The organism is Ruegeria sp. CH6 (genome assembly GCF_056537005.1).
Map to the genome: position 1 here is coordinate 22,461 of NZ_JBQFQS010000013.1, position 15,067 is coordinate 37,527.

The window sequence follows — 15,067 nt, forward strand, 5'->3', positions numbered from 1 at the left end:
TGCCACTTTGCGCTAAGGGCGCTTGAACGGCCAAGTATCTCTCAGATCGCAGTTTCGGGCCAATGATACGCGGGCTGCTTCAAGTAGCGAAGTGCAAGCGAATCCTTGGGCAAGAAAATGGCGACCCCGGCAGGATTCGAACCTGCAACCTGCCCCTTAGGAGGGAACCGTTCATAGCGCTATTCCTTTTGTGATTTCTTGCTGTTAGGTGTTTGTACAGCGTCATCCTGTACGTGGTTTGTACGAAAACGGGCGCTAATGTCGGCCTCATCGGTCTCTGCGTGGGCATAGATGCGCATGGGCAAATTCGGGTCTGACCAGCGGCCCGCCTTGGCAGCTGTGACCGGATCAACGCCTTGCCGGACGACTAACTCAGTGAAGAACCCATGCCGACCGGCGGGATGCGCTGACAGGTATGGAATGCCCGCGCGCTTGCAGATCGTCTGCCAGCGCGTGTTGTAGCCGGTTGAACTACCATAGCCGAAAACGCGGGCTTTCATCAATTTGCCGGTCTTGCGGTTCTTGGGGCGTTTCGGCGGCAACGCCAGAAGCTCGTCCATCATCTGAGGTGAGACGGTGATCCAACTCTCTGGATGGCCCTTTTGCGCCTTCACTCGGACTTTGTTTTCGTGCGGTCGAAGGTCATCAGGCTCCAGTGACACAGCCTGATCGATCCGTGCGGCCGTCTCGAACATGAAACGGACTAGCGCGGCGTTGTACGGATCGGCGGCACGGCAAAACGCCTCGATCCATTCCTTATCAGCTGGCGTGCGCTCGACTCGGCTGAGCTTCCCTCGCCGCTTGTCCTGAGCGATCCGCTCGAACTTGTCGTAGGGCTTCACGCGGATCAGCGGCGTGCCCTCCAGCTCGTGCGCGTTATTGATCACCGCACTCGCGGGGGTCACGATTTCACGCCACCAGGTATCGGTCGACGCTTTTGGTTTCAGCTTCGGTCCAAGGCTCTTCAATAGTGCACCAGAAATCGCTCCTAGCGACAGGTCGCCGATTGCTTCGACAACCGGGATCAACTGCTTCGCTGCCTTAGGCGAGGCGTTGTACAGCATGATAGCATCGGAGAACGTCTTGCTCGGTTCGTCGCCCACGACATAGCGACGGATCTGGCGTTCGGTCTCATGGTTTATCCAGTCCCGTGCGCCCTCTTCTGTAGATGCCTTAGTGCTTCGCCGGTATGGGCCGGCGATTGGCCTGCCGTTGTATTCAATCCACCCCTTGGCCCAGTAGACACGGCCCCTCTTGTAAATTTGGAGCGGCATGACTGGCCTCCTTCGAAAATCGTATCAATCTGCGCGGGCGTGATCAGCATGGTCCGCCCAAGGCGATAAAATGCACCCGTCTCGTTTGCCCGCTCACGCAGCGTGCGTTCTGAAATGTCGATCCCCATCTCGGCCATTACTTCGACCCACTGAGCGGGCGTTTTCCCAAGCCCCAGGATCTGAGAGCTGTCTGAATAGTTGGTCCCTGCCATTTCAGTCGTCCTTGTCCGCTTAAGTTGAGTCAGCGACACGCATGGAATCGCTTGTTCTGCACCTTCTGACGTGGTCAGATGTGATTAACTGTAAGTGTTCGTCATTTTTTGCGAAGTTCGCGAATTTCGGCGAAGTAGTCAATTGGAAAATTCAGATGCCGCAGAAACATGCTGATCTTTTTGCTGCAATGGGTGCTCGTCTCACCATTGCTCGCAATGAAATCGGCTTCTCACAAGCGGCCATGGCCGAAGCTATCGGTGTCTCACCGCGCGCGTATCACAGCTACGAAAAGGGCCAGCGAGGAATGCCTGTAGAAGCCTTGGTCGCGATGGGTGAGCGGTTCGAGGTGGACGTGCCCTGGCTGCTACTCGGCACCAAATCCATTCGGGCTGGACATGATTTCGAGGCCCTCAAGCACATCGAAAGCTCGCTGGATAAGCACCTCACCGATGAGGGCATAAAAATCAAAAGCGAAAAGCGCGGGGCCATTGTCGCGCGCTGGTATCAATCGCATGTCGAAGGTCGTGAAGTGACGGATGATGACGTGCACACATGGATCGAGTTGGTAAGGGAGTAATCTGGTGAACAAGGCAAGCAAACGCTGGAACATGTTGCGACACTCAGTCTTGGAGCGCACCCGCCGTGAGGTGATCGAACCCTTTGGGCCGCTTTACCTGATCTTCCTAGGAACCAGTGTCTTTTACCTGATTGGCTTAGGTCAATTGTCATTGGCACAACAGTCCGCCGAATACTCGGTTTTGGCGGCCATCTTGATTTTTGCCATCGCCGCAGCTGGCTTGGCACTTCCATTTTTGACAGGTGCGGTGCTGACCCTTCGCGCGGCCGATCGAAAACTGGAACGCCTCCAACGCGGGTGATCCGATGGCCTTCGGTATTTTCATCCATCGCAGCGACTCGATCTACGACGACATTCCCTCGGAGCGGTATCAGTTTCCCAAGCAATACCTCTCGCGTGCCCAACAGTGCGAAGGGGATTGGATCGTCTACCTGGAGCCAAGCAAGGTCAAAGAGACCAAAGGCTATTTTGCTGTCGCCAAGGTCCAGGAGATCATTCCGGATCCTAGAAAGCAGGACATGTTCTTGGCGGTGATCGAGCCGGGAACGTATCTTGATTTCGGCGACCCTGTTTCATTCCGGGACGAGAATTCGATCATCGAAAGAGGATTGCTGAACGATCAAGGCAAGATATCCGGACGCGCGCAAGCCGCAGTAAGAACCCTTTCAGCTGAAGACTTTGCCCGAATTGTCGAACGTGGCCTTGGACGAGATGAGGACATCCTGCCTCGCGTGGGCGACACGATGCAGTTGCCAGGGTTTCAAGACGCGCAAACACCTTTCCAGCACATGCCTGCTAGAGAACGTGTCAACCAGCTGACCAATCGCGCGGTTCGCGATCGCAATTTCAGAAAGAACGTCCTGCGCGCCTACGGCGAGCGCTGCGCCATCACCGGTCTACGTCTGATCAATGGCGGTGGCCGCGCCGAGGTGGAAGCCGCCCATATCAGACCTGTTGAGTATGACGGCCCCGACATCGTCAGCAACGGGCTCGCCCTGTCTGGAACTGCGCATTGGATGTTTGATCGCGGCCTCGTCGGGTTAGCAGACGACCTGACTATTCTGGTTTCCCGGCAGAGCAACGACATCGAAGCCGTGACGTCGATGATCAACTCGTCCGGCAAGATCTTGGTGCCGGACCGCCTCGCTAACCGACCAAGGACTGAGTTTGTAACCTGGCACAGAGAGAATTGTTTTAAGCAGTAATGGCCTATCTATTTTTAGATGACAGCAAGCACCATAGATCTGGATTTTCACTTGCCGCATTCGCCATTTGCGATGTGGATCCCACAGACGAAATGAGCACCCTTTTCCGCAAGCACGGCTTCGATCCAAGTACGTTCGAGTTCAAATCTTCAGCGACGATGAAAGATGATCATGACCTTCAAGCGCTGCGCGATAGCTTGAAGCACTTTATCGCACGCAACTGCAAAATGGCCCTATGCATCGTAGATAGTGCGGAAGACACTAGGAAATTAGGCCCCGCTTCGCTGACGCTTTTGCGTAGCGCACTGAAGCATCCTCGGCTCAAGGGCCAGCAGCATGAGGTCTACTTTGATGAAGGCCTCTTCAAACATAAAGGCGCGGCTGAGGCTTTAGTTGCAGGCGACGCGGAACTCCGAGACTGCAATTTCCACTTTGAACAGGATTCCAAGGCGGTAATGGGGATCCAAATTGCGGACATCATGGCCCATACGTGCAGCATTATGCTGTTGGAAGCACTCGGTGATATTACTAAAAAGGTGATCGTCAACGCCCCTGGGGACAGTTTATATGATGGTCTCGAGGTCGAGCTCAGCTTCGAGATGTGGGCAGGGATCCGCTACGCATTTCTTAGCCAAAACAAGCCGAACCCAAAAGACGATTTCGACCTAGCAAACGTCGACGTTTATCCTTGGGGGTTATTCATTGATGAGAGCGTCAACGAACGAATCGCTCCTGCGGCGATGGACCGATTTGGGGAGAGCTATTTGGGGTGCATACATTGATTGGCCTGACCTCTAAAAAGACCCATCAAATGGCCGCCGCTTTTCACAAGCGCATGATCTACCTTCGTCAAGCTGGTTCACTTTGCTTCAAAGAAATCGTTTGCCAGCCATCTTTTACTTGTGAAAAGCGAGATGGATTATGGTAAAAATTTGTGGACTTTACAGACGCTTGAGCAGACCGATGATGCAGCCCACTACTTGGTACTCAAACGTGAAACTCAATTGGATTAGTGAATAAATCGTGACACAAGATCCCCAGAAACAATCTCGCGTAGGCGGAGGTGGCGCAGCCACAAGTGCAGGAGTAATTTTCCAGCAAAGATTGGGGTCGTGTATTGCAACTCAGATCCTGTCTGACGACCAATTTGATCCAGTATTTAACCTTGGAGAGGCCAAACCATCCTGGATCCGTTTCGAGACGGAAGCGCCAGTTGACGATATTCTAGTTGCCACCAACCTAGGAGGTTTCGTCGCGATCCAAGCTAAGACTACAGCATCGCTGTCAAGAGACCTCAATAGTGCATTTGGCAAATCGGTTTCTCAGTTCGTCAGGCATTGGTTGGCATGCGAAGACGGTGATGGCGCAAAGTATTGGAATCGACCTCTCTCCTCTGAACTTGACCGCCTCGTCTTGGCTGTAGGTCCCGAAAGTTCCGCAAGAATTCGTATAGACTTATCCAACGCGTTACGTCTCATATCACAGCCTGGCGGCGGCGATTTAAATGAAGCGCAGACTGAAGCGTATGATATTTTCTGCGAATGTGTCAAAAGAGCTTGGATCGCGTCTACAACAAAGCCGTTTGACGACTCGTTCCTGCAACTGATTGCACAGTTCATCGCGATAGCTGTATTCGATACAGACGGTACCGACCGGCAGTTAGCAATTCATCGATTGCAGAAAGTCGTCGCAAAAGATTTAAGCGCCGAAACGGTTATGAACTCCCTCGACTCGTTCATAGCGGAATTGATGAAGTCTCGCGGCGGCGCGGACTCAGCCAAACTGAGAAAAGTGCTGATTGGCTACGGAGCAAGTCTAGCCGCACCTCCAAACTACATCCACGACGTCGAAAAATTAAGGAAGCATAGCTTAGAGACCGCCGAAGCTCTCGATCGCTACGAAGTGATTGAAGCTACTGAAGGAAACCGCGTTACCATACAACGCGAGTGTCAGCCCTTGATCGAAGCGGCCACCAAAGATGGATCTTTGCTGGTCGTGGGAGAGCCTGGTTCTGGAAAAAGTGGAGTTCTCAACGCTCTCGCCAGAAAGTTGCGGGGAGATGGGCATGATGTTCTGGAGCTCGCAGTCGATCGATTTTCCGTTGAGTCCCTGGAAGGGCTGGGTCGCGAGCTGGAATTAGAACATACGGTATTGGACGTTCTCGATGCTTGGGACGGCAGCGAAACAGCATGGCTAATAGTGGACGCCCTAGACGCCACAAGAGGAGGTGCGGGAGAGAGTGTATTCAGGCATCTCATCGAGAGGGTTTTGCAGCGAAATAGCAGATGGCGTGTCATAGCATCAATCAGAACCTTTGATCTGCGAATGGGACAGCAGTTTCGTTCGCTCTTTCGTGGGTCCCCTCCCATAGAGGACTTGAAAGAAAGCGGCTTTCCAAATGTGCGGCATGTTCGAGTTCCTGAATGGTCCGATGCAGAATTCCAACAGCTCATGGAGGCCGCACCTGCGTTGGAAGCCGCACTTCGCAACGCATCCAAGACACTCAAAGACCTAGCAGTCGTACCCTTCAATACGCGCCTGCTAAGCGAACTCACCAAGGACGGAATGGTTGGCAACGACTTTTCCCACGTGTCCTCACAAGCACAACTTCTTCAGCTTTATTGGGAACACCGTATTGAACGCCATGGGATCAGAGGGCGCACATGCATCGCACGCATTGCGAATGCGATGGTTTCTAAGCGCACCCTAAGAGCACGTGTCGACGATGCGGCAGGCTCTGACCCTGAAATAGTAGATGTTCTTGCAAGAGAAGGTGTTATCATTTCAGTGGACAACGGACGCTGGATACAGTTCCGACATCATCTGCTTTTTGATTTTTCCGCCGCGAAAGTACTGATCGATCCTTCAGAGCTTGTTGACGGAACCCTTCACTTTCCAAAGACACAAGCCCAAGGCTTGATGTTAGCGCCTGCTCTTTCGTTTGTTTTGAGGGAAATATGGGATGATGACGATAGTCGCGCCCGCTTTTGGAGTGCGGCAACCAACACATTGGCAGACAATGACGCAGATCCCGTGCTTCGAAGTGCAGTCGGTCGAATTACTGCCGAGTATCCAGAATTATCGAACGATACGGTTACTTTAGCTCAACGCATTGCAGCCGCGGACTCAAAAGCTTCTACAGCGTTTTCTCATATTTGCGGCGCGGTGGCAGTGCGTCTGGAGGACGACCCTAACGCTCCCGTTGCTCCTTGGGCAGCTCTGCTAGAGGGTGTTTCTATTGATCTAGGCCGGGTCGCGGGTTCTGTTAGGTTCCTTGCATTCACTCTTCTCAGGCAGGAGTTGAACGAAGCTGAGTTGGGTCAACTAGGGGTTTGCGCGCGCGCACTCCTCGATCACTCGTTTACACTATCAGAACCGAACAATCTGGTTGTATCCGCGATTGATCTCGTAGCCACAACTTTCGAAACCGATCCCAGTACTTCACGCAGCCTGTTCTTGAAAGTCTTCGAGCCCGTCAGACTCGACTTTCATGGCTGGGAGGAAGTGCCAGCTGTATGCCGAAAGATTGAAAAAATAGCTCCAATCGATCCGGAATTTGCGACCACGGTTTATGAGAGAACCTATGGGTTTTCGGTGACCGACGAGCACCAAACCCGCTTGGGTGACAGTCAAATATTGCCGCTAACTTCTAATGCTCGGCAAGACTATGACATGGCGCGATATTCTCTCACAGAATATGCGCCAACATTCTTGGCGGAGTTCCCACGACAAGCGACAAGAGCCATCGTAAAAGCAACGGACGGCTTCATTTTACGTGAGCATCCACCTTCTTCTGATCTCTCAATGTTCCAGATAGATGTCGGTGGCCGCCAGATCTGTTTGCAGGAGGACTACAGTCACATTTGGGCGCACAATCCTGAAACCGCTTACGGGCATGATGCTGATGCATTGGTTGTCAAGTTACTGGAATTTCTTCGCAGTGCATCTCAAGAAATAGCGACCGACATAGTTGGACATGTCGTTGGTCAAAATCGTTTTGCTTTGATTTGGTCACGTATCTTTCTTGCGGCAAGTGAGCGGAAAGACAGCCTAGTGGATTTATTGTTGCCAATAGCAATGTCTGAGCCGTTCCTCATGGCTGCAGACACAAGAAAAGATGCTGTTGATTTGGTGGCAGCTGGCTATGGCCGATTGCAGCTCGAAGACAAAGTCTCCTTCGAGCAAGCCGTGGAACGGTTGGATTTCAGTCAATATGTTGATCCTTCAGCAGCGCGCGAGCACTTCCTTCGTCGGCTCTTTGCCTCCATAGGGAGCAACCTGCTAGCTACAGAAGTTGCAAAAAGATGGCTGGTCTCTATTGATAATGATGTCGACACGGGAAACAATAGACGCCTATTCAGTGTAACTACTGGTACTGGGGAAGCAGAACCGTATCATTGGATCGAAAACCTCGATCGTGAGTCCGGAAGCGATCAAGAGTTGATGCAGGCGATTAGCGCAGCCAAAGAGGCCCTTGGTCTTGAGGCTTCCGACGCAAGCGACAATCCGCCCAGTTTAGATACCAGCCTTGATGCGTTGGTCGCACTAGGAACTGTCGTTGGTAAACCTGATAGAAATGAAGGACTCGTTTCCCATGCCGAGGGTGTGATCGGTCAGGGAATAAGCAGGATAATCAAAAGCAAAACTGTTCCCGGAAAGGATGATATCGCCAATACGGAGAGATTTCTTGATTTAGTTTCAACGACAGTGCGGTCTGCTAGCCCTAGTGTTGAGGAAGAAACGGAAGCCGATTTCGAGCGTTTTGCTTCGTGGGGTTCCCCTGCCGCTCGTGTAGAGATTGCCAGCGGCATTTTGGATCTGGTGCTACAGCGGCCGGATCTTTACCCGGAAGTTACAACTGCCATAGACGACTTAATCGCGGATCCACATCCTGCAGTGAGATTGCAGTCTGGGCTTCATCTCGTACGTCTATGGGAATTGGATCGACCAGGTTTCTGGAGCCGATTAGAAGACCGGCTCCAGAAAGAGCGCAATCTGAGTGTCCTCAGTAGTCTCGTAAACAGCGTAGTTGGCCGCCTTATTCACTCAGATCCCGATAGAATAAGCACGCTCGCTGTTTGCCTAACTGAGCGGTTTTCGGAAGATCCAGAGCGTCAGGCCAAACTGGATGAAGCATTGGCAAGCGTTCTAGCGGTTCTTTGGATTACCCATGAAAAAGAGCCCGCTCGGGAGGTCATTTCTGATTGGATCGACAACCGAAAGAGTCGAGCTGATGAGTTGATCGACGTACTTCAGACAATGAGGGGAGCCCTTGTATTAGGATTTGGCGATACCATCCGACCAGGAGACGATGATACTCGTCGCCGCGCTATCGGCCTTACATCTCAAATTTTAGCGAAAGCGTGTGAGGGGCTGAAGGCCCACTTTGAACAAGACGTGACAAACGAAGAGCAACTCTCGACAGCCCGTGATGACGCAAAGCTAATTGATACTGCGTGCATGCAAATCTATTTTTCTGTTGGGGCTTCCGACAGCAAGAAAGTCGAGAATAGTGCCTTCAATGAAGAGGACTTGCGCAAGTTTTTTGAAGAAATCACGCCTCTGCTTGAAACAATTGGCGAGTGCGGTACACCACACACAATTTACTACTTGTTACAGCTTCTAGAGTTTCTATTGCCGATTGACCCACCTCGGTCATTTGACCTTTTAGCGCTCGCGTTAAAGGGGGGAGGCCGTCGGACAGGTTACCAATACGAGTCCATGGGGGCAGATCTTTTAGTGAAACTGCTTGGCATTTTTCTTGCAGACCACAAGGAGCTGTTCGAGTCTGAAGACAGACGTTCAGCACTTATCGACTGTTTGGAAATTTTCATGGAAGCAGGCTGGCCTGAAGCGCGTCGACTGCTCTATCGGTTGCCAGAACTTTTCCAATGACCTCAGCAGTTGACGAAAATGAATTCAGAAGGGGCATGCAACAGCTTCTTGACGGAATCAAAAGAGTTCAGGAGCAGATAGCGCCAAACCCTTATCAAGGCGTAGGCGAGTATTCGCTCCATGAGCACGATACGCGCTCTTATTTCTTCGACGGCTTCCTAAGTCTTTTGGGATGGTCGCTCGGGCCGAACGGGGATGTTACAGAAGAAGTTCGCATCAAGGCAGATACCACTAGATTCATCGATTATCTTGGTCTCAACGATGACACGGGCGTACCTGTTATGATTTTTGAGGCTAAGGCTTGGGGCAAGCCATTTATCAAAGGAAAGGGTGCTTCAAGAAGAAACACGTCCTCGGTTCATCTTCTCATCGAAGCAATCCAACATGTAACCCAAGGTGGAACAAAGGAAAAGGCTCCAGTCATCGGGGATTGGCACGATTACTTGGAACAGCTGGCCGGTTACGTCCAGACGTCAAACGACGGCTATGGTCACAAGGTTACGAGAGCTGTTCTATCGAGTGGAGATTGGCTGATTATCTTTACCGATCCTACTGCAACCTTCTGCAATGGCAATTTCGATGAGCAGAATTTCCTCATATTCAAACAAGAACAATATGTTGAAGACTCAGATCACATCTTCTGGCTGCTCTCCCGAAGATCAATCGGGGCAGAAACACCACTGAGGATCCGGTCTACACAGTTAAATAATTATGTTACGGCGGCGAATGTTTCGTCGGCACACTATTCCGTTTTTGTGAACTATGAAGAATCTGGAATTGACGTTTTTTCACCACGCCCTCGTATTCAAATCTACCCCGCCCTGGTGCTGCTGAGGAATGATGGCGCGATTCTAACTGTTATCGATAACGAAGACCCTTTTGAACTCGTCTTGGAGGAGGATGGCGAAGGGGAGCACACAATAAACCTCCATATTTCCAATGTTGAGACCGTGTCTTCTGAACTTCTCCACCGATGTTCAAATGAACTTGGTGTTGAGCTTGCCGCCGATCCCCTCGAAAATTTTGCAGGTTTTCCGAAGCCACACGGACACAAAGTGCCACTTTCCGGGAACGATGGACCTGAATATCTAAAACCGCTACGGTCAAAAGCTGATCAATGGCAGGTTGTCACAGGCGACCACCCACACTTCTTATTTGATCGACCCACAACACAATGCAGTTTTCACTCTTGGTCCAACTGCCGAAATGCTGGTTGTCAAATTGGAGACACAGCAATCAGCTCTCGGGTAACAAAAGGACCCAGAGCGTTTTTCACAGATGAACAAATATATCATTGTGCGCACCAAACGGTCCAAGATCGAAGGCAGCGACGTTGCAAGATTGCCCCTATTGATATGAGGACATGCTGCCGGGCATGTATCTTTCAGAGCTCGTGTTGGACAGAAGCGGAACTTGAAGCGCTTCCTTGCGGACAAGCATGACCATAGAACCGTGCTTTCCATAGGCCATCGACCTAACTTGGATGCAAATGACGCTGACTCTACTCTCCAGCGGATGGTCCCTTAGTCCTTTTTTGAGAATGCTGAGTTTCACTCTTCGCCTTATCGCTCGACTGTCATTTAGGACTAGTTGCGTAGCATCGGGTTGCATTTTTCGTCTTGATTGAATTGTCCAAACTGTCAAAGCGAATGACCTGCACTTCGCTGGTTATCGTGGTCACCTAGCTCTCGTTCAGTCGCTTCTCGGCGTCTTTCGCTAACTTCCAGCTGGTCTCTAATCCCGCTTGAAGCGTCTCGTAGGTCTGCTCCTCGCGCAGCAAGTCGGCCAATGTGGTGACGGACGTGAGATGTGATTTCATCAATAGCGCCACGCAATGCGCCAAGCCATTCACCTTGCTTTCGATCCTGCTGGTCGAGCGTTTCTCCAAAGCGTGCAATTCCTTGGCTGAGTTCTCGCAGGCCGTCACCAACCGTTCGACGGATGCGAGCAATTCGCGTTCCAATGCTGTCAGGGGTGTTGTCGGTGGATTGGTCATCTAAGGCTCCTTGATCTCGATGCAGATGATGGACCGTTGCGCCATCGTGCAGGTCTTCAGCGCAGTCCGGTCGGGGTCCAGCGTCACCCATGTCTGCCCCGCCTGTTCGATACGCGTCATACCCATCTGCGTTAGCTCCGAGCGCGTGATCAAACCCGTCCAAAACCAACTCGCCATCAGCACTGTCACGATCCAGACTGAGACCATCGCCACGATCACCCAAGGCGAGATCGTCAGCCAGCGCCGGATCGTCTCGCTCCGCCTCTCCAACTCGCTCTTGCTGTCGCTGAGAAAGAACCTGATATCGGTCTCGATTGTATGCAGCGCGCTGCTCGCAATGCTGCTGAAATCGCGCCTGAAGCTCTCCAGTTGAGATGCCATCAAGGCGGCGTGGTCGCTGCGTACTGTCTCCAGGTCCGCGTTCAATTTCTCGGCGAGGCGGTTCGGCTTGCCAGTCGTCATGGAAAATCTCTCCTTTCAATCGCCAGCGCTCGCCGGTGTCGGGGTCTTGGGCGGTGATGTAATTCTTACTGGCACGGGCGATCTCGAATCCCGCGTCAGTGAGTGCGTCGATCATGCTGGCTAGGTCAGTAATGGTGCCGACGCTGATCTGATCGAGGATCCAATCGTGCAGCGCCTCGCGCCCCTGCGCTCGGGTTGGGGCCTCAATCGTCGCCCTTACCTCCCGTGCGCGTTCTGGCTCAAAAGGGTCTGCCCAACCGTGCGTCTTGTTCAACAGGTCGCGCAGGCTGGAAAAGGCGTTCTCATGTCCCGGCGGAGCGATGTTCAGCGCCTTGCCGGTGCTGAGCTCAAGGCGTGGCGTGCAGAAGTGCAGCTCGACGTTGCCCTCATGCGTATGCCGCACCCAGAGACAATCGTATTGATCCCTGTCCAGCCCAGCAAAGGCCAGAGCCTCAAATAGCTCAATGGCCTCTTGTTGGGCGTCGGGACTGGGATCATCGCTCTCGGCAAAGCTGATCACGCCTGCCGTGTAGCTCCACTTGTTGGGGCTCGCATCGATCAGGTCACGGGTTTGGTGGGGGGTGCCGTGCAGTACCTCGGGCAGCGGGTCGCGGATCTTGGTTTGCGGCTGGCCGGTGTCGTCGCGGATCAGGTTGCGGTTCTCGTCATAGGCCAGAACTTCGCGAGCTGTCAGGTAATCCACGGGAGCTGCACCGCCGCCTGTGCCGGTGGAGAAGAACGAGATGATCATTCGCCGCCGCCTGTGTGCGTCGCCACAATCTGCGCCATCTGCCGTTCGATGATCACCAGCCGAGCAGCGACCTTGAACGCATCGATCTGGTTCGCGCGGCCGGACTTGATCGCGCCGTTGATCCAACGGGAGAGCTGATTGAGGTTGCCGCCGACACGGGCAATCGCAAAGGTCAGCTTCGGGTCAACTCGGGGGACGGGCTTGCGCCGACGTGCCTCGGTCAGCCCCAAGGCCTCGCGCATCAGCGTGGCATTGGGCAGGCCAGCGGCGTGCGCCTTGGCCACAAGCGCTGCCTTTTCCGACGGGGTGCATCGAAAGATCACGCTCTCGGAAAGGCCCTCTTTGACGCCGCTTGCGCGCGTCTGGTTGGGGTTTGAAGGGGAGGCTTGCCGCCCCTCACAAGTCCCGCCGATGTAATCGGTGGGTAACCTTGCTCTCTGCTCTTCGTGGAGATCGGTCGCACTCATGCGCTGAGCCCCGCCGCCTCGATTTCAGCAGGACTGACCAGGTTTGCGGCCAGCAAAGCGGTCACTTGTCCGGGTGTGATGTGGCGGCACAGCGGATGGCGGTCCGTGACCCAATCAGCCAAGCCTTTCAGCAGTTCGGCTTCTTTGGCCCTGCCCGTTTCTCGCGCCTCCTCGACGTCGTGAAGGTATTTCAACCAACGGCCAGAGCTGAACCAATTGTCGGAGAAGCACACCTTGGATCGGGTGAATCCTTCGCTCTCGTTCGCATAAGCCCGCACAGCGTTCTCGAGGTCTTTGGCGTCCACTCCGTCGGCTAGCGCTTGGCGGATTTGCGAGATACAAACCGCTTTCCCGCGAACGCGATCCTCGGGGTAGGCGGACAAAATCTTTTCAGACTCTTCATCCTCCACCGCTACCTTCGCGTGCAAAGGATTTGGTTTTTGATATGGTTTATATCTGTTCTTATAGGATATGCCCTCAGGGGCAGATGGCTTGCCCTCAGGGGCAAATGCATCATTTTCCCTTTCGGTCAGATCGATTTGCCCATTTGGGCAAATGGAGTTACCCAAGGCATACCAACAGGTCCGATCATAACGATCATCGCTGAAATTGCCCTTGATAATCAGCTCCGCGCTGACCAGCTTTTCGAGCGCTGTTCGGATCTGCTTTTCGCTCAGATAGGGGAACAACTCACCAAAGGCCGAGATCGAATTGTAGGTCCAATACCGCCCGTCTCGAAGGTTACGGCGATTGGCTTGGTTCTTCTCGATCCAGAAGGTGATGTTCTGGAAAATCACTGCTGCGTTCAGGCCCACTCGCCCGGCGATTTCAGGATCAAAGCTAAGGCGGCTCATGTTTGGCCCCCGAAATACGCACAAACGTGCGAATTTTGTACAGGTTTTGTACGAGAAATCGGCCGTTTCAGCCGATTTCGGCCTGAAAGCTGGCGGGACTTTTTGCACGCTTTCGCACAACGTCCTGTAAATAAGCCATATTTTTCAGGTGGTTTTGGCGACCCCGGCAGGATTCGAACCTGCAACCTGCCCCTTAGGAGGGGGCTGCTCTATCCAGTTGAGCCACGGAGCCGCGCTTCGCCTTCTGTATCCGGCTTTTTTGACCTTGTCATCGCCTTTGCACAACAGTTGAACAGTTTGCCCTGTTCACGCTACCATCGGACAAAACAACGACGCAGGTATCCCCGGTGACCACAGAAACAAAACGCCCGCTAACCCTTCGTGATGTCTCGGAAGCGTCAGGGGTATCCGAAATGACGGTCAGCCGGGTTTTGCGCAATCGTGGCGACGTCTCTGACGCCACCCGCACCCGCGTTCTGGCTGCCGCCAAAGAGCTGGGATATGTGCCCAACAAGATCGCAGGCGCATTGGCCTCGAGCCGGGTAAACCTTGTGGCAGTAATCATCCCGTCGCTGTCGAACATGGTCTTTCCCGAAGTGCTGACCGGCATCAATCAGGTGCTTGAAGATACCGAATTGCAGCCTGTGGTCGGTGTCACGGACTATCTTCCCGAGAAAGAAGAAAAGGTGCTGTACGAGATGCTCTCGTGGCGTCCGTCTGGTGTGATCATCGCGGGGCTCGAACATACCGACGCCGCCCGAGCCATGCTGGATTCGGCCGGCATCCCGGTGGTCGAGATCATGGATACCGATGGTAAGCCTGTGGATGCGATGGTTGGCATCTCGCACCGCCGCGCCGGGCGCGAGATGGCGCAGGCGATCCTGAAAGCCGGATATCAGCATATTGGTTTCATGGGTACAAAGATGCCGCTGGACCATCGCGCCCGGAAACGGTTCGAAGGCTTCACCGAAGTTCTGGGCAAGCAAGGCATCGAAATCGAAGACCGGGAGTTTTATTCCGGGGGTTCGGCGCTGGCCAAAGGGCGGGAAATGACCAAAGCGATGTTGGATCGCTCTCCCGATCTGGATTTTCTCTATTACTCCAACGACATGATCGGCGCGGGTGGGCTGTTGTACTTGTTGGATCAGAGCATCGACGTGCCCGGTCAGATCGGCCTTGCTGGCTTTAACAACGTGGAACTGCTGCAAGGATTGCCGCGTAAGCTGGCCACGATGGATGCCTGCCGTCTTGAGATCGGCCGTAAGGCGGCCGAGATTATCGCGGAGCAGCTGCAGAATCCCGCAGAAGAGATCGAAACGCGTGTCACGCTGACCCCCAAGATCAGCTATGGCGATACGCTGAAACGGCGCTGA

The 15,067-nt window shown here is 53.4% G+C and carries 11 protein-coding genes and 1 tRNA gene; 7 read left to right on the top strand and 5 right to left on the bottom strand.

Going from position 1 to position 15,067, the window contains the following annotated elements; all coding sequences use genetic code 11:
• Positions 1 to 179: 179 nt before the first annotated feature.
• Positions 180 to 1,274: a tyrosine-type recombinase/integrase gene (locus ACR0CW_RS19285; RefSeq protein ID WP_480789020.1), complete on the bottom strand. Its 1,095-nt coding sequence runs from the start codon at positions 1,272 to 1,274 to the stop codon at positions 180 to 182.
• 367 nt (positions 1,275 to 1,641) lie between these two features.
• Between ACR0CW_RS19285 and ACR0CW_RS19290 the strand changes: the two genes are divergently transcribed.
• The 6 genes from ACR0CW_RS19290 (at position 1,642) to ACR0CW_RS19315 (ending at position 10,606) form a co-directional block, all read left to right on the top strand.
• Positions 1,642 to 2,064, top strand: coding sequence for a helix-turn-helix domain-containing protein (locus ACR0CW_RS19290; RefSeq protein ID WP_009810479.1), 423 nt, complete (start codon positions 1,642 to 1,644; stop codon positions 2,062 to 2,064).
• A 4-nt stretch (positions 2,065 to 2,068) separates the two neighbouring features.
• Positions 2,069 to 2,365, top strand: a complete 297-nt coding sequence (locus ACR0CW_RS19295) for a hypothetical protein (RefSeq protein WP_480789021.1) — start codon at positions 2,069 to 2,071, stop codon at positions 2,363 to 2,365.
• Positions 2,366 to 2,369: 4 nt separating this feature from the next.
• A complete protein-coding gene (locus tag ACR0CW_RS19300; protein ID WP_480789022.1) occupies positions 2,370 to 3,269 on the top strand; it encodes an HNH endonuclease in 900 nt (299 codons plus the stop codon).
• Positions 3,269 to 4,051: a DUF3800 domain-containing protein gene (locus ACR0CW_RS19305; RefSeq protein WP_480789023.1), complete on the top strand. Its 783-nt coding sequence runs from the start codon at positions 3,269 to 3,271 to the stop codon at positions 4,049 to 4,051. Before ACR0CW_RS19300 ends, ACR0CW_RS19305 begins: the two co-directional genes overlap by 1 nt.
• A gap of 241 nt (positions 4,052 to 4,292) precedes the next feature.
• Complete coding sequence (locus ACR0CW_RS19310; RefSeq protein WP_480789024.1) at positions 4,293 to 9,164, top strand: NACHT domain-containing protein; 4,872 nt, start codon at positions 4,293 to 4,295, stop codon at positions 9,162 to 9,164.
• Complete coding sequence (locus ACR0CW_RS19315; RefSeq protein ID WP_480789025.1) at positions 9,161 to 10,606, top strand: hypothetical protein; 1,446 nt, start codon at positions 9,161 to 9,163, stop codon at positions 10,604 to 10,606. Before ACR0CW_RS19310 ends, ACR0CW_RS19315 begins: the two co-directional genes overlap by 4 nt.
• 198 nt (positions 10,607 to 10,804) lie before the next feature.
• On the opposite strand, the gene ACR0CW_RS19320 is transcribed toward ACR0CW_RS19315, so the two are convergent.
• The 4 genes from ACR0CW_RS19320 to ACR0CW_RS19335 all read right to left on the bottom strand — a co-directional run bounded on the left by ACR0CW_RS19320 (position 10,805) and on the right by ACR0CW_RS19335 (position 13,926).
• A complete protein-coding gene (locus tag ACR0CW_RS19320) occupies positions 10,805 to 12,373 on the bottom strand; it encodes a relaxase family protein (protein ID WP_480789026.1) in 1,569 nt (522 codons plus the stop codon).
• Positions 12,370 to 12,840: a plasmid mobilization protein gene (locus ACR0CW_RS19325; protein ID WP_480789027.1), complete on the bottom strand. Its 471-nt coding sequence runs from the start codon at positions 12,838 to 12,840 to the stop codon at positions 12,370 to 12,372. Before ACR0CW_RS19325 ends, ACR0CW_RS19320 begins: the two co-directional genes overlap by 4 nt.
• Entirely contained in the window at positions 12,837 to 13,694 is an 858-nt protein-coding gene (locus ACR0CW_RS19330; protein WP_480789028.1) for a hypothetical protein, read from the bottom strand. The genes ACR0CW_RS19325 and ACR0CW_RS19330 overlap by 4 nt, the downstream gene beginning before the upstream one ends.
• Positions 13,695 to 13,849: 155 nt before the next feature.
• Positions 13,850 to 13,926: transfer RNA gene (locus ACR0CW_RS19335), tRNA-Arg, on the bottom strand.
• Between the two features lie 115 nt (positions 13,927 to 14,041).
• Between ACR0CW_RS19335 and ACR0CW_RS19340 the strand changes: the two genes are divergently transcribed.
• Positions 14,042 to 15,067 (top strand): LacI family DNA-binding transcriptional regulator, encoded by a 1,026-nt coding sequence (locus ACR0CW_RS19340; RefSeq protein WP_480789029.1) that lies wholly within the window; start codon positions 14,042 to 14,044, stop codon positions 15,065 to 15,067.

Coding starts and splice junctions, on each gene's coding strand:
- ACR0CW_RS19285 (WP_480789020.1), bottom strand. CDS start 1,274: ATGCCGCTCCAAATTTACAAGAGGGGCCGTGTCTACTGGGCCAAGGGG.
- ACR0CW_RS19290 (WP_009810479.1), top strand. CDS start 1,642: ATGCCGCAGAAACATGCTGATCTTTTTGCTGCAATGGGTGCTCGTCTC.
- ACR0CW_RS19300 (WP_480789022.1), top strand. CDS start 2,370: ATGGCCTTCGGTATTTTCATCCATCGCAGCGACTCGATCTACGACGAC.
- ACR0CW_RS19305 (WP_480789023.1), top strand. CDS start 3,269: ATGGCCTATCTATTTTTAGATGACAGCAAGCACCATAGATCTGGATTT.
- ACR0CW_RS19315 (WP_480789025.1), top strand. CDS start 9,161: ATGACCTCAGCAGTTGACGAAAATGAATTCAGAAGGGGCATGCAACAG.
- ACR0CW_RS19320 (WP_480789026.1), bottom strand. CDS start 12,373: ATGATCATCTCGTTCTTCTCCACCGGCACAGGCGGCGGTGCAGCTCCC.
- ACR0CW_RS19325 (WP_480789027.1), bottom strand. CDS start 12,840: ATGAGTGCGACCGATCTCCACGAAGAGCAGAGAGCAAGGTTACCCACC.
- ACR0CW_RS19330 (WP_480789028.1), bottom strand. CDS start 13,694: ATGAGCCGCCTTAGCTTTGATCCTGAAATCGCCGGGCGAGTGGGCCTG.